At 65.4% G+C, this 17,532-nt stretch carries 17 protein-coding genes; 7 read left to right on the plus strand and 10 right to left on the minus strand.

The annotated features are described in order from the left end of the window. Nucleotides 1–42: 42 nt before the first annotated feature. From hpf to mtrA, 6 genes are all read right to left on the minus strand, one after another. Complete coding sequence (gene hpf / locus BLU88_RS13600) at nucleotides 43–705, minus strand: ribosome hibernation-promoting factor, HPF/YfiA family (RefSeq protein WP_092014965.1); 663 nt, start codon at nucleotides 703–705, stop codon at nucleotides 43–45. A 66-nt stretch (nucleotides 706–771) separates the two neighbouring features. Continuing rightward, a complete protein-coding gene (locus BLU88_RS13605; RefSeq protein ID WP_092014968.1) occupies nucleotides 772–1,494 on the minus strand; it encodes a ComF family protein in 723 nt (240 codons plus the stop codon). 79 nt (nucleotides 1,495–1,573) lie between these two features. Then, nucleotides 1,574–2,485, minus strand: coding sequence for an LpqB family beta-propeller domain-containing protein (locus tag BLU88_RS18795; protein ID WP_231939418.1), 912 nt, complete (start codon nucleotides 2,483–2,485; stop codon nucleotides 1,574–1,576). After that, nucleotides 2,482–3,297, minus strand: coding sequence for a GerMN domain-containing protein (locus tag BLU88_RS18800; protein ID WP_231939419.1), 816 nt, complete (start codon nucleotides 3,295–3,297; stop codon nucleotides 2,482–2,484). The genes BLU88_RS18795 and BLU88_RS18800 overlap by 4 nt, the downstream gene beginning before the upstream one ends. Next, nucleotides 3,294–5,270: an MtrAB system histidine kinase MtrB gene (gene mtrB / locus BLU88_RS13615; protein WP_231939420.1), complete on the minus strand. Its 1,977-nt coding sequence runs from the start codon at nucleotides 5,268–5,270 to the stop codon at nucleotides 3,294–3,296. Before mtrB ends, BLU88_RS18800 begins: the two co-directional genes overlap by 4 nt. Beyond that, on the minus strand, nucleotides 5,267–5,947 hold the full coding sequence (mtrA, locus tag BLU88_RS13620; RefSeq protein ID WP_062861422.1) for an MtrAB system response regulator MtrA: 681 nt from the start codon (nucleotides 5,945–5,947) through the stop codon (nucleotides 5,267–5,269). Before mtrA ends, mtrB begins: the two co-directional genes overlap by 4 nt. A gap of 284 nt (nucleotides 5,948–6,231) precedes the next feature. Between mtrA and BLU88_RS13625 the strand changes: the two genes are divergently transcribed. Genes BLU88_RS13625 through BLU88_RS13645 form a run of 5 tightly spaced genes read left to right on the plus strand, consistent with a single transcriptional unit; the run spans nucleotide 6,232 to nucleotide 11,634 of the window. Continuing rightward, a complete protein-coding gene (locus BLU88_RS13625; RefSeq protein WP_092014971.1) occupies nucleotides 6,232–7,281 on the plus strand; it encodes a hypothetical protein in 1,050 nt (349 codons plus the stop codon). Then, nucleotides 7,278–8,069 carry a DUF4129 domain-containing protein gene (locus BLU88_RS13630; RefSeq protein WP_231939421.1) on the plus strand — a complete coding sequence of 264 codons (792 nt, stop codon included), beginning with the start codon at nucleotides 7,278–7,280 and terminating at the stop codon, nucleotides 8,067–8,069. Before BLU88_RS13625 ends, BLU88_RS13630 begins: the two co-directional genes overlap by 4 nt. Continuing rightward, nucleotides 8,066–9,322 carry a DUF4350 domain-containing protein gene (locus BLU88_RS13635; protein ID WP_092014974.1) on the plus strand — a complete coding sequence of 419 codons (1,257 nt, stop codon included), beginning with the start codon at nucleotides 8,066–8,068 and terminating at the stop codon, nucleotides 9,320–9,322. Before BLU88_RS13630 ends, BLU88_RS13635 begins: the two co-directional genes overlap by 4 nt. Beyond that, nucleotides 9,319–10,347: an AAA family ATPase gene (locus BLU88_RS13640; RefSeq protein WP_092014977.1), complete on the plus strand. Its 1,029-nt coding sequence runs from the start codon at nucleotides 9,319–9,321 to the stop codon at nucleotides 10,345–10,347. Before BLU88_RS13635 ends, BLU88_RS13640 begins: the two co-directional genes overlap by 4 nt. Then, a complete protein-coding gene (locus BLU88_RS13645) occupies nucleotides 10,348–11,634 on the plus strand; it encodes a DUF58 domain-containing protein (RefSeq protein ID WP_092014980.1) in 1,287 nt (428 codons plus the stop codon). A gap of 12 nt (nucleotides 11,635–11,646) precedes the next feature. On the opposite strand, the gene BLU88_RS13650 is transcribed toward BLU88_RS13645, so the two are convergent. Next, complete coding sequence (locus BLU88_RS13650; protein WP_092014983.1) at nucleotides 11,647–12,645, minus strand: stage II sporulation protein M; 999 nt, start codon at nucleotides 12,643–12,645, stop codon at nucleotides 11,647–11,649. A gap of 113 nt (nucleotides 12,646–12,758) precedes the next feature. On the opposite strand from BLU88_RS13650, the gene BLU88_RS13655 reads away from it, so the two are divergent. Beyond that, nucleotides 12,759–13,583 carry an RDD family protein gene (locus BLU88_RS13655; RefSeq protein WP_231939422.1) on the plus strand — a complete coding sequence of 275 codons (825 nt, stop codon included), beginning with the start codon at nucleotides 12,759–12,761 and terminating at the stop codon, nucleotides 13,581–13,583. A 59-nt stretch (nucleotides 13,584–13,642) separates the two neighbouring features. On the opposite strand, the gene ahcY is transcribed toward BLU88_RS13655, so the two are convergent. The 3 genes from ahcY to BLU88_RS13670 all read right to left on the minus strand — a co-directional run bounded on the left by ahcY (nucleotide 13,643) and on the right by BLU88_RS13670 (nucleotide 17,036). Next, complete coding sequence (gene ahcY / locus BLU88_RS13660; RefSeq protein ID WP_092014986.1) at nucleotides 13,643–15,103, minus strand: adenosylhomocysteinase; 1,461 nt, start codon at nucleotides 15,101–15,103, stop codon at nucleotides 13,643–13,645. A 95-nt stretch (nucleotides 15,104–15,198) separates the two neighbouring features. Then, complete coding sequence (manB, locus tag BLU88_RS13665) at nucleotides 15,199–16,683, minus strand: phosphohexomutase domain-containing protein (protein ID WP_092014989.1); 1,485 nt, start codon at nucleotides 16,681–16,683, stop codon at nucleotides 15,199–15,201. Further along, complete coding sequence (locus BLU88_RS13670; RefSeq protein WP_092014992.1) at nucleotides 16,680–17,036, minus strand: DUF3499 domain-containing protein; 357 nt, start codon at nucleotides 17,034–17,036, stop codon at nucleotides 16,680–16,682. Before BLU88_RS13670 ends, manB begins: the two co-directional genes overlap by 4 nt. Before the next feature lie 88 nt (nucleotides 17,037–17,124). Here BLU88_RS13670 and BLU88_RS13675 point away from each other — a divergent pair, with 88 nt between their 5' ends. Then, entirely contained in the window at nucleotides 17,125–17,487 is a 363-nt protein-coding gene (locus tag BLU88_RS13675; RefSeq protein WP_092014995.1) for a metallopeptidase family protein, read from the plus strand. Nucleotides 17,488–17,532 lie beyond the last annotated feature (45 nt).

The raw sequence follows: 17,532 nt of genomic DNA on the forward strand, positions 1-17,532 counted from the left end.
CCTCGCGCGAGGTTGCTGGGCCGCCGTCAGGTAGCAAGTGGGTCAGTCGATGGCTTCTTCGAGTTCGTGGTCGAGGGCGATGACTCCGTAGCTCCACCCCTTGCGGCGGTAGACGACGGAGGGTTTGCTCGACTCCTCGTCGATGAACAGGTAGAAGTCGTGTCCGACGAGCTCCATTCGGTTCAGCGCCTCTTCGATGCCGATCGGTGAGGCATTGAAGGTCTTCTCACGCAGCACCACCGGCGAATCACCTTCGGCCTTGATCCGGCCGTTCGTCTGATCGACGCTGCGGTCCTCTTCATGCTTCGCGTCATCGGCGTCAGCATCGGGAACCATCGGTTCGGTCACCGGCATCTTCGCCAGCACCTCTGCAGTGGACTCCTTGCGGTGATGACCCGACCGCGGCACCTTGTGTCGGTCCCTCGCTCGCCTCAGTCGTTCGACGAGCTTCGCCCATGCCAGATCGAGTGCCGCATATTTGTCGCTTGCCATGGCCTCTGCCCGAATTGCCGGTCCCTTCGCCACAACCGTGAGCTCAACTCGCTCGCTCGTCTCGGGCTGACGGGAGTTCTTCTCGTGAGTGACATGCACTTCGACACGCTGAGCGCGAGGGGCAAGCTGTTCGACCTTGGCGATCTTGTCCTCGATGTGGGCTCGAAAGCTGTCGGAGATGGTCAGTTGACGGCCGTTGACAACGATGTCCATGATGTGTCCTTAGCGACTCGCTCGTCGGATTCATCCGATCCCATGCCCTTGGATGGGTAAACACCGTTATACAGTAAAGGGAGAGACAAATCGAGTGCCCCCGCGACCGAGACCGAGAACAGCTCCGACAGCGGGTCTGATCTGCACCGATGCTAGCAGACGTGCGCTTTCTGCCAGCGTTGCGCCGGTGGTGGAGAAGTCATCGATGAGCAGATCCGCAGATGTGGAGCCGGTGCCCGACACGGGGCCGGATTCCGAGATCTCAGCGATTCTCCTCCGGTCGAGATATTGAGTCCGCTGCGCATTCTCAGCCCGCTCGATCGCCCCGAGTCCGACCTGGTCACGTGATCGCTTCGCCGCGAGCACATCATGGACCTCCAGAGGCAGCTCCGGTGACAGCTCCTTCGCCCGCTGCGCCAGGGCGGCAGTATGCGATCCGCCCCGACGACGCCTGGCCCGATCCGAACTTGGTGCCGGAAAGAGACGGACCGCGCCGCCCGAGTAGCCGATGAGGTCGAGGGCCGCGACGATCGAACGGGTCAGTGCCAGAGCCAGGGGGTCGAGGATGTCACGGCGCCCCTCATCCTTGAAGCCCACGACCATCTTGGAGATCTGCGAGTTGTATTCGCAGACCCCGACGATCGGGATCGTTCCGTACCGTGGCTCCATCGCCCGCGGGATCCCACCGAGCAGCTGCAGGCAGCGGGTGCACAGGGAAACGTTCTCCCGCCCGCATCCGGCGCACCGACGAGGCAGGAGCAGTTCGCCGAACTCCCCGAGCAGCCCCATGGAAGCAATCTACTCCATGCCCTGCACGACGGTTCGGCGATGAACTGCCTTCCGGGACAACTGCGCGTGGCCTTTCTGGTCAGCCGGGATAGGAGGGATCCTTCGCGGCGACGTCGACGAGCTTCTGCCAGGCGTTCGAGTTGTAGCTGTACAGCGCGCCGTCGGAACTGGTGACCAGGATCGAGCGTCCGTCCACTCCCCCGGCGATGCGGCTTCCGCCCGAGACCTCGCCGAGCTGCTCTGCAGGCCCGGTGACTCCGATGCGGAACGGCTGGACGGATTCGCCCTCCTCTGCGGCCAGAGCAACAAGAGACGTCGATCCTGCCCACGAGACGTCCTTGACCTCGTCGAAGTTCGCGCCCACTTCGATCGGTGTTTCGGAGACATGGCCGGACGGATTGCCTGCCTTGTCCCTGGGCACACCGACCACGTCGACGCGGTCCGGCTCCCCCTTGTGTCGGCTGAGCAGAGCGACACGGGTTCCGTCTCGTGAGACCTCGATATCGATGAGCTGTCGGCCGTTGAGGAAATCGGCGGCCACTGTGAAGGATTCTCCGTCGCGCCCGACGGCCTTGAGCTCGCCCTTGTTCCTCGCCTCACCTGTCCAGGTCGTGTTGAAGCGATCGATGCTCGGCCGCACGAGCTTCTTGCCCTTGAGGATCGGAGTGGCGTCGACGGCATTGGCCTTCAACCGCATGAGCTGCTTGCCGTCATCGGCGAGATACGTGTACATCGAGTCGTCCAAGGACACCGCAGGATCGCTGGCCTTCGCCTCCTTCAGGTTCGGACTGTTCTCGACCTTCGCGACAGTCGTTCCGGAGACTCGGGAGAGGTGATCGTCGGCGAGGACCACGGGTGGTCCGTCCACCTGGACCGACGAGTCGGTCTTCGGCTGCAGACTGGCCGGAACCGTCTGTCCGCCGATGCTCAGCTCGATTGCCGAGATCGAGGGAATGACCTGCAGAGTGGTGGCGATCTGCTGGCGGATCAATCCCTTCTCACGGTCCGACGGGCCGGGTTCTGCGCCCCCAAGGACACCTGGGCCACGCCGTTCTCGATCGTGACCACATTCGAATCACTCAGCTTCGCCCCGTCGGGGATAGAGGTGATCACCGCACCGGACAGATAGGGAGCGGGACCGCTGAGCAGCTCGTTCATCAGCACCGTCGGAGTCGAGGACGACCGAAGGAACCAGCGGGAGTCAGGGACGAGGTACGAATAGTCGGAGGTGAAGAACTGCAGAGAATAGTTGAGGAAGATCGTGCGGAAGTCGGTCTGACTGATGAGCAGCCCGTCCGGCGCCGAGGCGATCCGCCACTCCCCGTTCTCCTGCCGCAGCGAGAACTCCAGGGTCGACTGAGTGCCCGGTTTGGTGGAGTTGTAGACGCCGGAGGAATCGACGAGGCCGACGACCGGCGCCGAGATGTTCATCGTCTTCTGATCGGAGGTGGTTCCGACGTTCAAGGAGTCGATGTCCGTGCCGTTGGGCAGCACCGACACCGATTCCTGCGGGCTCCATTTCTGCGCTTCGCCCTCGGTGAGGAATGATCGAGCCACGGAGAAGTTGTTGCCGGTGCCCGCTCCGGCACGGAGGAATCCGCGCACGATGTCGGATGGGCTGTCGCCGGGCTCGGGTCCGTCGGGGATCCGTGCGTTGTTCGCGCCCGGATCGCTCGAGTCGTCTTCGATATGGCCGACAGGTGATGATGTCGGGATCGACGAGCAGCCGACGAGGGCCAGTGCCATGAAGACGGCGACCAGCATGGTCTTCACGCGGGAGCCTCTGTACATCGTGCGCGTCATGGCCGTCCTCCTTCACTGTCGTTCGGGCCGTCTCCGGCGCCGTCCTGGTCAGGCTCGCCGACGTCCACGGACCGTTCCCCTGCCTCAGCAGTGTCTGCTTCATCGATGTCCGCGTCCGCAGCATCAGGCTCGGCGGTGTCGGCCTCGGCACCGATCTCCTCGCCGGCGTCCGATTCATCGGCGGTCGATTCGACAGTCGTCGTGGTCGGCAGAGGTGATGCGGACTGCGAGTCCGCCTCGGCGGCGGTGTCATGGTTTTCCTCGAGCATCTCCGGCTCGGTTTCGACGACGATCGGGATCGACCCGGTCTGAATGCGAACGGAGCCGTCCGAGGACAGCGGTCCGGCCACGAGCGCAGAACCGCGGATCTGCGCATCGCGAGGCGGCAGGGGAAGAGGCGAAGACGTGATCTCCTGGTCGGGACGCCGAGGCATCGTCAGCCGGAAGCACGACCCCTCGCCGAGCTTGCCCCAGACCTGCAGCCAGCCGTTGTGCAGGTGGGCGTCCTCGAGCGAGATCGCCAGGCCCAGACCCGATCCGCCGAGGGTGCGCTTGCGGGCTGGATCGGCACGCCAGAACCGGTCGAAGACGTGCTCGACCTGCTCTTCGTTCATGCCGACTCCGTGGTCGCGCACGCTCACGGCCACCGCCTCGGCATTGGAGGCGACATAGACGTCGACGGGATTGCCCTCACCGTGTTCGATGGCGTTGACAACGAGGTTGCGCACAATCCGGGTGATGCGCACACGGTCGACTTCGGCCATGACCGGTGAGGACGGAGCATGGACGACGATGGCTGTCGACATCTGTTCGGCCACCATCGACACGGTTTCGATTACGGAGGTCACGATCGCGCCGATATCGACGGGCTTGGGCACCAGTGCCGCGGCGCCGGCATCGTAGCGGGAGATCTCCAGCAGGTCGGAGAGCAGATTGTCGAAGCGTTCGGCCTGCGAGTTCAGCAGCTCAGCGCTGCGTGCGGTGACGAGGTCGAGGTCCTCACGGGAGTCGTAGATGATATCCGCGGCAGCGCGGATCGTCGTCAGCGGTGTCCGCAACTCGTGGGAGACGTCGGAGACGAACTGCCGCTGCAGCACCGACAGTCGTTCCATCTGCTCGATCTGGTGTTGGAGAGTGTCGGCCATATCGTTGAAGCTCTCACCGAGGACGGCGATCTCATCGTTGCCGTGCACCGGCATGCGTTCGTCCAGGTCACCATCGGCGATGAGTCTGGCCACCTCGGCGCCGGTGCGCACCGGGGTGACGACGAGCCGAGTGACGATCCAGGCGACGGCGCCGACGAGGACGACGAGGACGAGGGCGGCGACGAACATCGACCGCTGCACGAAGTTCAGAGTGTCCTGCTGTTCGCTGAGGTCACCGAGATAGTAGAGCTGGAACTGACCGGCGCCCGGGATCTGCAGCTCCTGGGTGATGAGCAGGCCCGGTCCCGAGCCGTCGGGCAGGCTCACCGACTGGTAGAGCTTGTCATCGGTCGGGGCTTTGCGGATGGCTTCGCGAAGCTCTTCGGTGACGGGCACCTGCGATGCCTCACCATCCTCGTTCGGCCCACCGGCGGTGATCGTCGAGAACGAAGAGTTCGGGTCCTTCGGCTGCAGGGTCAGCGAATACACGGATCCGGCGGAACGGTTGTAGATCGAGGACAGCTGCGAGCTCAGCGTGTCCTGGGTGACCGCCTGGCCGTCGACCGGCGCCAGGGATCGCAGCTCGGCCAGGATCGACCGTGTCTGCGAGGACAGGGCGTCCAGGCGAGTGTCGAAGAGTCCGCGCGCGATCTGCTGGGACATGTAGGTGCCGACGCCGAAGATCGCCACCGAAGTGAGGACGATCGTGAGCACGACGATGCGGACCTGCAGGGAGTGGCTGAACGAACGGAGTATGAAGTTCCAGAACGTCTTCAATGCCGAGGCCGCGGTGCGGACGGGTCCGTCCGCGGCTGACACGGAGGTCACGCGGCTCGGCCGGCCTTATAGCCGACGCCGCGGACAGTGACGATGATGTCCGGCTTCTCCGGATCGCGTTCGATCTTCGAGCGCAGACGCTGCACGTGGACGTTGACCAACCTGGTGTCGGCGGCATGGCGGTAGCCCCACACCTCTTCGAGCAGGGTCTCGCGGGAGAACACCTGCCACGGCTTGCGGGCCAGTGCGACGAGCAGGTCGAATTCGAGAGGAGTCAGCGACACCGGTGATCCGCCTTTGGTCACCGTGTGACCGGCGACGTCGACGACGACGTCGCCGACGGTCAGAAGCTCGGGAGCCTGCGGTTCGGATATTCGCAGCCGAGCACGGACACGGGCGATGAGCTCTTTGGGCTTGAACGGCTTCGGCACATAGTCATCGGCACCGGATTCGAGACCGAGGACGACATCGACCGTGTCGGACTTCGCCGTGAGCATGATGATCGGCACCGAGGAGATCTCGCGGATCTCCCGGCAGACTTCGAGTCCGTCCTTGCCGGGAAGCATCAGGTCGAGGAGCACGAGGTCCGGATTGACCTTCTGGAATTCTTCGAAGGCCTGGTCTCCGGTGGCGCAGAAGAAGGGCTCGAAGCCTTCGCTTTTGAGCACAATTCCGATCATTTCGGCCAAAGCCGTGTCATCATCAACTACGAGGATTCGAGCGTTCATGCTCCCATTGTCCCTTATGTTCGCGTGTTCTTCGGTTCTCGACACTCCTACCCTATCGGGCGATGTCGACGACCTCATGCACCACCTCATCCACCGCGTCCGACGACGGCGATGCCCCACGCCTCCGGCTCGACCCCGAGCACGGCCCCGAACGGAGCCCCGCAGAGTGCCGATCACGCTACTTGTACAGCTCCCGGCGGCAGAGATCGAAAGGGTCGACGAAGATCGTTCGAGGCAGGGAGACTTCTCGGCACGCACCGGTGAATCATGGCAGGATTGGCGTGATGGGACAGACGAATGCGTGGACCTCGGAGGTCGACTGGCACACCGGCAGGTGGCAACGACGTGCACCGTCCCCGCCCGCACGCGGCTGGCAGCCGCCTCCCCCGCGCGGTCTTCTGCCGAAACGTCCGCTGACGTTCATCGAGGCACTGGATTCCGGCTTCCGCCTGCTGCGTTTCATCCCGGCCCTGTCCGTCGGCTCCTCTCTCATCGTCTTCGCCCTCTGGAGTCTGCTGCTCACCGCGATCGGCGCACTCATCGCCGTGCAGTTCCTGCCGTTCTTCAATGACCTGAGCGGCAACGAGGATGCCGCCTCCGGCTTCATCGCTCTGGCCCAAGTGGGGTCGCTGGCTCTGAGCCTGCTCAGCCTCGGGCTGGCCCATCTGCTCTCCGGGCTCATCGCCACGGGCACCCGCGCCTCCTTCGGCGCCCGCAGAACCACCCTGTCGATGGCATGGAAGTCCCTGTCCGGTCGCCGCTGGCGCCTCATCGCCGCCACACTGCTGATGAGCGGAATCAACCTCGGTCTGCTGCTGGCTCTCACCGCTCCGACGCTGCTGTTCTTGGGCGCCGTTTCAGCGGTCCTCGCCTTCGTCTGGGCCGGGCTGGCCGCACTGCTGTGGTTCGCTGCACTCATCTGGGTCAACCTGCGGCTGGCGTTCCTCGGTTCGGCGATCGCGGTGGAGAATCTGAGCGTGCGTGGCGCGATCGCGCGCTCCTGGAAGCTGACCGGGCGCGGCTTCTGGCGGATTCTCGGCCAACTGGCACTCGGCTACTTCCTGTCCAATCAGCTCGTCCAGCTCATCATCACCCCGTTCGTCTTCATCATCTCGCTCCTCCTGGGCATCGGTATGACCACGACCAGCGAGTCGACGAGCGCGCAGGCGGCCATAGCGATCGTCTCCGTCGGTCTGCTGCTCGGACTCACACTCATCGCCTCGGCGGTTCTCTTCGCCTATTTCGCTTGCCTGGTGACTGTCTGCTTCTTCGATCAGCAGATGCGCTCCGAAGGTCTCGACCTCGTCCTCATCCGCGCCGAGGAGGACCGATGATCCTCTCCCCCATGACCGAGGCGGCCGGCCACCTCCACACCGCCGTGGCCTCCCAGCCGGGCGCGGCAGGACTGCGCGCCGCCTCGGCGAACATCGGCCGTGACACCGGACGCGAATGGGTCGAGCACGAACTGACGAAACCCGAATACGCCGCGAACGACCTCACCCCCTTGGAGCAGATCGGCCGGTGGCTGAGCTCTCTGTGGGACTCGCTCGTCAGGACTGCCTTGGGCGCGAACTCACCCTGGCTGCTCGTCTTCGTCGTCCTCGGTCTCGCCGCGATCATCGCCCTCATCGTCTGGCGGGTGCGCCGGGCAGGATTCCGCCGTGTCGGAGTCCCGCTGTCGGCATTCGACCCGGTCGTATCCCAACCGGAACCGGGACCGTGGCGCGAGAGCGCGGCCCGAGCCTCGCGTGCCGGAGATTTCGAGACCGCCGTCATCGACGAGTCCCGTGCGATCTTCGCGGTCCTCTCCGTCAAGCAGATCGTCTCCCTCGAATCATCGGCTACGGCAAGTGAGATCGCCCGTTCCGCCGAGGCGGCCCTGCCCGAGCACGGACCCGCCGTCCACGGCGTGGCCGAGGTCTTCAACGACCTCCGCTACGGGGAGGACACCGCGCGGAAAGCACGTGCGAAGCGCCTCGACGAGGTCTATGCCGACCTGTGCGTACTGGACCGGAACCTGAGCGCACTGCCGGTCCGCCCCCTCCAAGCCACTGGCGACCACGGCACGGACCACCAAAGCACAGGTCACCAGGGTGCCCGCCGCGAGGAGGCACCGGCATGAGCGCACAGTTGGATGTCGCCGCTCGCGGCACCCGGTCGAGCTCGCGGATCCCGCTGCGCGCCCGACTGCGTTCGGCTTCGGTATGGATCGTTGCAACCTTCGTCATCCTCATCACCGTCATCGCTCTCGTGCTGCTGACCGGAGATGATGAATCCGAAGAGCCCCTGCACTATGATTCGACTGCGCGCACCGGAACGAAGGCACTCGTCGAGACCCTGCGCGACCATGATGTCGACGTCACCACCACCGAGGATCAGGAACAGGCCCGCACGGCCGCCGCCCGACCCGACACCACCCTGCTCATTCCGACGAACACCGCAGCGCTGTCGCCCGGGGACATCGCCGGCCTCCAGTACGCCCTGCGCACCCACGGCAACCGACTCGTCCTCGTCGACCCGGGACCGACGATCACGGAGTTCACCGACCGGATCACCGTCAATGACAACCTCAGCCCGCTCGCCGACCCGGATTCCACGTCCACTCCGACGTGCGACTCACCGATTGCCCACAGCGCCGGGGCCGTAACCACGGGCGACGTCGAATACGCGGAGGCGAAGAAGGACACCGACGGAATCACCGCCTGCTACCCGTTCGCCGGACTCGGGGTCGATGAGATCGACGACACGGAGGTGGCCCCCGGGTCCGCCCGCGGACAGTTCGTCACCGATTCGGGCGGTTCCGTACCGCTGACCGTGCTCGGCAATCCCGATTGGGTGACCAATGAGCACATCGACGAAGAAGGCAACGCCTCGCTCGTCCTCTCGCAGCTGTCCCAGAGGCAGAATGTCGTCGTCTACCATCCGACCTTCGACGGATCCGATGAGCAGTCGCCTCCCTCTACGATCGATTTCGTGCCAGGGTGGTTCCTCGCCGGAGTCCTGTGGCTGATCCCCTGCGTGCTCGTCCTTCTGTTCGTCATCGGGCGCCGGTTCGGGCCGTTGGCTCTCGAACGTCTGCCTGTCATCGTGCCGGCGGTGGAGACCGTACACGGTCGGGCCGCGTTGAGCTCGCGCAGCCACGACCGGGACGGTGCGCTGCACACTCTGCGGACCGGTGCGCTGCTGCGCATCGCCAAACGACTGAGTCTCAGTCCCGATGCCCGCACCCCCGATATCATCACCCGCATCGCGTCCACCACGGGAGCCGACCCCGGCTATCTCAACCACGTATTCGTCTCCGCTTCGGCACACACCGACGCCGAACTCACCGACCTCGTCCATCAGCTCACCAAGATCGAAAGTGAGATCCCATGACCCAGCCGCCCCAGGACCCCACGAATCCTCAGGAACCGAACGCGCCACAGCCGTCGGCCACCCCGCAGGCGGAACCGGACCCGGTCCGTGCGGCGTTGAACGGTGTGCGCGCCGAGATCGCCAAGGCCGTCGTCGGACAGGACCAGCCAGTGACCGGAATGCTCATCGCACTGTTGTGCCAGGGGCACGTGCTCCTCGAGGGGGTGCCCGGAGTGGCGAAGACTCTGCTCGTGCGCAGCTTCGCGGCCGCTGTCAGTCTCGACAGCTCACGTGTGCAGTTCACTCCCGATCTCATGCCCAGCGATGTCACCGGATCGTTGGTCTTCGACGCGTCCGCTTCGGACTTCTCCTTCCGTCCCGGCCCGGTGTTCACGAACATCCTCATCGCCGATGAGATCAACCGCACCCCGCCGAAAACCCAGTCGGCTCTGCTCGAGGCGATGGAAGAGCATCAGGTGTCCGTCGGCGGACGTTCCCGGAAGCTGCCCGAGCCGTTCCTCGTCGCGGCCACACAGAATCCCGTCGAATACGAGGGCACCTATCCGTTGCCGGAGGCCCAGCTCGACCGGTTCCTGTTCAAACTCGTCCTCGACCTGCCCGAGCGGGATCACGAGTTCGAGATCCTCGACCGCCATGCCCGAGGCTTCGACGCAGGGTCACTGGCGGCGGCGGGTCTGCGACCGGTCGCCGATGCCGACCTCATCGGCCGGGCGCGCGAGGCGATCGCGAAGATCTACATCGCCCCGCAGATCATCACCTACATCGTCGACCTCGCACGAGCCACCCGCCGGACGCCGTCGCTGGCGCTCGGCGTCTCACCGCGCGGAGCAACGAGGATGCTCGGTGCCGCCCGTGCCCATGCGTGGCTCAGCGGTCGGCACTATGTCACCCCCGACGACGTCAAGGCGCTCGCACATATGTCGCTGTCGCACCGGGTCATCCTGCGTCCCGAGGCGCAGATGGACGGTCTGGACGTCGGTCAGGTCCTCGACTCGATCATCGCCACGACCGAAGTGCCTCGCTGAATGACCACCAGGCTGTTCCTGCTCACCCTTCTCGGCTCGGTGCCGGTCATGCTGGTGCCCACGTGGCCGACGGCGCTGATCGTGGCCGGGGCGATCATCGTGGTCGCGGTCATCGACTTCTTTCTCGTCCCCCGGATCCACGGACTCGAACTCCAGCGCACACCGGGACCGATGGTCCGCCTCGGCGACGGCACCCACAGCACACTGACTCTGGTCAACGGGACGAACCGTCGACTGCGGCTGCACGTCCGCGACGCCTGGGCGCCGAGTGCCGCAGCCGTCCAGACCCGGTCTCGTCATGTGCTCGAACCGGGCGAGCAGACTCAGGTGACCACCGAGCTGGAGCCGACGCGACGAGGGGCGCTGCCCGGCGACCTGGTCACGGTGCGCAGTCGCAGCGTGCTCGGGCTGATCCACCGGCAGAAGAGCATCGACGTCCCCGCCTCTGTGCGGGTGCTGCCTCCGTTCGTGTCCCGGCGGGAACTGCCATCGAAGACTCAGAAGCTGCGTGAGCTCGAGGGACGGTCAGCGGTGATGATCCGCGGGATGGGCACAGAATTCGATTCGCTGCGCGACTACGTCGACGGTGACGACGTCCGCTCCATCGACTGGAGGGCCAGTGCCCGTGCCCAGAATCTCGTCGTCAAGACCTGGCGACCGGAGAAGGATCGTCGCGTCGTCATCGTCGTCGACTCCTCCCGATTCGCCGCCCGCCGCTGCGGCGAGGGCACGGTCTTCGATGCCGCCCTGGAGGCGTCACTGCTGCTGACGGCTCTGGCCACGGGCGCCGGCGATCGGGTCGATGTCATCGTCGCCGATGCCAGGGTGCGTGCAATCGCGTCGAGCCATCGGGCTCACGACCCGGTCCACGACCTGTCGGTGACGCTGACGCCCGTGCACCCGGAACTCTATGAGGCGAACTGGGAATCGATCGCCGCTGCAGTCATGCAGACGTCGAGGCAGCAGGCGCTCGTCGTGCTGGTCACGCAGCTCGACGAAGCGACCGTCGACGAGGATATCCTGCCCGTGCTGCCGACGCTCACGACTCATCACCGGGTCGTCGTCGCCGGAGTCGAAGATCCCACACTGGAGACACTGGTCGCCGAGCGCGGAGACGTCGAGGACGTATATTCGGCAGCGGCCGCTGAGGCGGAGAGACTGACGACGGCGTCGCTCCAGACTCGCCTGCGCGGGCTCGGGATCGCTTCGGTCCATGTTCTGCCGGAGAAGCTTCCCGGTGCGTTGGCCGATCTCTACATCCGGCTCAAGGTCACGGGCGGACTGTGACCGCACGTTTGGTCAGCGGTCGGTGGAGATGACCGAATATCCTGCCTGGTGCTCGTCCAGATCGGCGCTGAGGCCGGCAGCGGCAGCGCGTCTGCCGAAGTGCCAGGCGTAGACGACGACCGCGGCGGTATAGGTCACGCCGATGGCGATCTTGAGTGCCGGCGGGATCGGGTTCGGGGTCACGAAGCCTTCGATGAGACCCGAACCGAACAGCAGCAGCACAAGGCCTCCGGCGACGACGAGCAGCGACCGAGCCTCACCGGCGAGCTTGTCACGGCGCAGGCGCGGTCCCGGAACCACCCAGGCGAAGAACAGACGCAGGCCCGCTGCAGCGGCGAGGATGATGCAGCTGATCTCCGGGATCCCGTGCGGCAGGATGTAGAGGAAGAAGTCGGAGGCCCGGTCGAACTCGAACATCATCGCCCCGGAGAAGCCGACGTTGACCGCGTTCGAGAACAGTCCGACGATGACATAGACGCCGGTGATGCCGAGGAGGACGAACTGGACGGCGATCCACGCATTGTTCGTCCACACGCCGACGGCGAAGAATCCGTTCGGGTTCTCCTTGTAGTAGTCGACGAAATCGTGTTCGGCGAACTGCCGCCGGAACTCACGATCTCCGAAGGTGTCGAGCACTTCCGGATGTGTTCCCGCCCAGATGCCTGACAGGACGGCGACTGCGAGGAACCCGGCGGCCGCGATGACGAAGTCCCACCGCAGCCGATACAGCGACAGCGGCAGACTGACGACGAAGAACCGTGCGAATCCCGACAGTCCCCCGCTGGGCACGGAGGACAGATGATTGCGGGAGCGGTGGACGATGGCCGAGAGTCGGGCGGCTTCGAGGGAATCCGGTGCGACGGTCGTGATCCGCGAGAGATCCTTCGACGCGGCTCTGTACAGCTGAAGGAAACGAGTCGTCTGCTCGGGTGTCAGCGTATTCCTCTTCGCCAATGCCGACAGCTCCAGCCAGTCATCGCCGTGCAGCTGGGCCAGCAGATTCGGATCCATTCCTCCAGCCTATCGGAGACAGCGCAGGGACACCTCCGACGCGGCGAGAGGCCGACGGCATGCTCTCGGCGAAACGCCCGCCTCGGTGCTTTCGGATATGACACGATGGACGGGTGAGTACTCTGATCACCGGCGAAGCCGTCGAACTCAATGTCCAACCGGCCGCTCTGGCGGCCCGGGCACTGAGCTGCCTGATCGACTACATCGTCTATTCACTGGTGAATATCGGACTGCTCGTCGCCATGTTCTGGCTGATGCTCAAGGTCCTCGATCTCAACGGCCTGCTCCTCGGCTCGCTCATGACCGTCATGACGATCTTCGTGTTCGTGCTGCTGCCGATGCTCGTCGAAGTGCTCAGCCGCGGTCGGTCGCTGGGCAAGCTCATCCTCGGGCTGCGTGTGGTCCGCGATGACGGCGGTGCCGTGCGGCTTAGGCATTCCTTCATCCGAGCCCTGTTGTGGCCATTCGAGATCGTCTCCAGCAGCGGCGGAATCGCGGCTCTGTCCGGCCTCCTCTCACCGCAGGCAAAGCGCCTCGGCGACTATCTGGCCGGAACCATCGCCGTGAGCGAACGCAGCCGACCGCTGCCGCCCATGCACACTCATGTGGCCCCGCACCTGCACAATTGGCTGAACCGCACCGACGTGACGACGATCCCCGACGGTCTGCATCGGCGCATCGTCGCGTTCCTCGCTACGGCGCCGCAGCTCGGCGCGGAGTCGAGGTGGCAGCGAGCGATCGAGCTCGCCACCGAGCTCAACCCCTATGTGGCTCCGGCTCCGCCGGAGGGAACGTTTCCCGAACAGTTCCTGTCCGCGATCATCCACCGGCAGCGCATCGCCGAGGTCGAGAAGCAACGCCGGCGCGCGGACCGTGCGAACGCCTTCCGGTCCGGAGTCGACTCCCTCCCCTTCGGCCTCAGCCTCACCCGCCGCTGACTCGATCAGCAGCGGCAGTGCCTGATGAGCGGCAGTGACTGATGAGCGGCGGTGCCTGATCAGTAGCGGTAGTGCTCGGGTTTGTAGGGTCCCGCCACGTCGACGCCGATGTACTCGGCCTGTTCCTTGCTCAGCTCCGACAGCTTCGCTCCCAGAGCGGGCAGGTGAAGTCGCGCCACCTTCTCGTCGAGCTCCTTCGCCAGCCGGTGCACCGAGTTGCCGTAGTCGTCGTGAGCGTTCCACAACTCGATCTGGGCGAGCACCTGGTTGCTGAACGATGCGCTCATCACGAATGACGGATGGCCAGTGGCGTTGCCCAGGTTGAGCAGTCGACCTTCGGAGAGGACGAGGAAGTCCGTGCGATCACGGCCGAGTCCCGCCTCGGCGGGCACGGGTACGCTCCACTCGTGGACCTGCGGTTTGATCTCGATCTTCTCCACTCCGGGCAGGCGGGACAGACCTGCCAGGTCGATCTCGTCGTCGAAGTGACCGACGTTGCCGATGATGGCGCCGGGTTTGAGCGTCTGCAGCACCTTGACGTCGACGACCCGGGTGTTGCCGGTCGTGGTGATGATGATGTCGGCCTGGGGAGCCGCCTCGGCGAGGAGGTCGACCTGGTAGCCGTCCATCGTCGCCTGCAGCGCACAGATCGGGTCGATCTCGGTGACGATGACGCGTGCGCCCTGCCCGCGCAGAGCCTCTGCGGCGCCTTTGCCGACGTCGCCGTAGCCGATGACGACGGCGATCTTTCCGCCGATGAGCACGTCGGTGGCGCGGTTGAGTCCGTCGGGCAGCGAATGGCGGATGCCGTAGCGGTTGTCGAACTTCGACTTCGTCACCGAGTCGTTGACGTTGATGGCCGGGAACGGCAGTCCGTCCTGCTCGGCGAGGCGGTAGAGGCGGTTGACTCCTGTCGTCGTCTCCTCGCTCACGCCTTTGATCCCCGCGGCCAGCTGAGCGAACCGACCGGGAGCGGCCACGATGGACGCAGCGATCTGCTTGAGCAGGACCTTGTACTCCTCCGGATCCTCGGCGCCGGCGGTGGGCACTCCCCCGGCGGCTTCGAATTCGGTGCCCTTGAGCACGTACATGGTGGCGTCGCCGCCGTCGTCGAGGATGAGGTTCGGTCCGTCCGCGAAGTCGAAGATCTTGTCCGCGGCCCACCAGTACTCTTCGAGAGTCTCGCCCTTCCATGCGAAGACCGGAACTCCGGCCGGGGCTTCGGGTGTGCCGGAACCGACGACGACGGCCGCCGCGGCCTCGTCCTGGGTGGAGAAGATGTTGCAGCTGGCCCACCGAACTTCTGCGCCGAGTGCCACAAGGGTCTCGATGAGCACTGCGGTCTGCACGGTCATGTGCAGGCTGCCGGCGATGCGGGCCCCGGCCAACGGTGTGGTCGAAGCGTATTCCTCACGCAGCTCCATGAGGCCCGGCATCTCCCTTTCGGCGAGGCGGATCTGGTGTCGACCGGCCTCGGCCAGGCTGAGATCGGCGACCTTGAAGTCAGTGGAATCAAGCACGGTACCTCCATACGGCGGGCTGTCTGATCGGCTTCGAGTCTATTCCCGGGCAGGAGGCTTGTCGCCTCGTGCCCGATCTGCGGACAGGCGAGGATTCAGGCGCGAGTGGTGACGAACTCCGAGACCTGTCGAGTGAGCGCGTCCACCTGCGCCGCATCGGCGGCTTCGACGTTGAGTCGAATCAGTGGTTCGGTGTTGGACTTGCGCAGGTTGACCCACCAGTCCGAGCCCTGCAGACCGATTCCGTCGAGGTCGTCGACAGTGCTCTCGGGGAAGTCTGCGGCATGAGCGACGAAGTCGGCGAGCACGGCGTCGGGATCGGAGACGGTGAAGTTGATCTCCCCGGACTGCACGAACCTGTCGTAGTCCGCGACCAGCCGGGATGCGGGAGCCTGTGATTCAGCGAGGGCGGCGATGAGGTGGCAGGCCGCGAGCATTCCGGAGTCCGCGCCGAAGAATTCGTCGAAGTAGAAGTGCGCGGAGTGTTCGCAGGCGAAGACGGCTCCGGTTTCGCGCATGAGGGTCTTGATGCCTGAATGGCCGACCTTCGACCGCAGTGCGCGTCCGCCCGCGGCGGTGATCGTCTCGGCCACGCTGCGGGAGGTGATGAGGTTGTGGATGACAGTGGGTCGGTCATCCCCGAGAGCCCGGGCCCTTGCGATCTCCCGTTCGGCGACGAGTGCGCCGACGGCCGAGGCCGACATCGTCGCTCCCGTCTCGTCGATGAAGAAGCAGCGGTCGGCGTCCCCGTCGAAGACGAGCCCCAGGTCGGCTCCGTTGTCGACGACCGCGCGTGCGGCGTCGACGAGGTTCTCAGGTTTGAGCGGATTCGCTTCGTGGTTGGGGAAGGTGCCGTCGAGTTCGGTGAAGAGGCCGATGACGTCGAAGGGCACCGAGGCGGCTCCCGCGTCCGTGCCGAAGATCTCCCCGAGGAGGCGCCCGGCCATGCCGTTTCCGGCATCGAGCACGATCGTCAGTCCCGTGACCTCATCGACGCGGGTGAGTTCGCGGATCCGTGCCGCATACTGCTCGCGCATCCGGGATGCCGCATTCTCATCCTCGACGACGCTGCGACCGTCGTTCTGCGGTGCGGTGATCGCGAGTTCTCTGATTCTCGAGAGACCGGAGGCCAGGCTGACGCCGGCGGCGCGAGGTCCGCAGATCTTGATCCCGTTGTAGTCGGCGGGATTGTGGCTGGCGGTGATCATGGCACCGGGCAGGTCGAAGATGCCCGAGGCGAAGTAGAGCTGATCGGTCGAACACAGTCCCAGCAGGACTGCCTTCGATCCGGCGGCGTCGACTCCGGCGGCGAAGGAGTGGGCGAATCCGGGAGAGCTCGGTCGCATATCGTGGCCGATGACCACCTCGGCGATGGAGTGGATCTCCGCCATGGTGAGTGCCGTCGCCCAGCCGAGGGCGAACAGGATGTCCTCGTCGAGCTGGTCGGGAATGCGACCGCGGATGTCATAGGCGCCGACGGCAGCGTCGAGGGCGGCCGTCCGGGCACGTCCGAGTTCCGAATCGGTCAGGATCTGCGGTGCGGGGTCGCCTCCGGTCGGCCTCGGTTCGGAGTGGCTCATGAGTCGCCGATGATGCGCAGGTGACCGTGTCGGCGTCCCGTGGCCGCCGAATCGTCGGCCGATCCAGGTGCGGTCCGCGGCGGGGTCTGATCGGCACGGTCTGCGGCTTCGCGGACGGCGTCGGCGATGGCCAGCAGATCATCGTGGCTGCGTTCGGGCGGGGCCTGCCCGGAGTCGATGCGGATGAGCTGCCAGTCAACGGGTGGAGTCAGCTTCGCCGCATGTTCGGCGCACAGGTCATGAGCGCCCGGCTCGGCTCGCCTGCCCAGAGGTCCGATGACGACGGTCGCATCGGCGTGCACGTACGTCATAGTGGCGGCGGCGGGGCGCGAACAGCTGACTTTTGAACACATTCTCACGGCTGACACAGTCCCACACTCTACACGCCGCGCCCTGCCGATTCGCTCAGGCACGGCGGCCACGCACGTAGAATGAAGTCCTATGAGATCAAGGCGACATCGCGACCGACATGGGCGGGGTCTGCGGTCTCCGCTGTATCGGGCCGAGGTGCCCGCACGACTGAGTCGAGCGGAGAGTTTCACGAAGGTCGCAGCCGCTGAGTTCGCCCGGATGCGCGGACGCGAACCCGATCTCCTCGCCGAGGTGGTGCTGGCCGTCGATTCCGTCCCGCCGGCGAGTTCGACCGAACCGAGCTTCGGCCGTGTGTTCCCGGCCGCCGGCGACCGTCCCACCCATATCGTCCTCTATCGCCGGGTGATCGAAGATCATGCCGGCAGCGAGGCCCGGGATGCGCTCATCGCCGAGGTGGTGGCCGACCAGGTCGATATCCTCCGTCGCGCCTGAGAGCCGACCGGAGGAACTCTGTTCGCAGGAGCTCAGTTCACGGGA

Source organism: Brevibacterium siliguriense, from assembly GCF_900105315.1.
Taxonomy (GTDB): domain Bacteria; phylum Actinomycetota; class Actinomycetes; order Actinomycetales; family Brevibacteriaceae; genus Brevibacterium; species Brevibacterium siliguriense.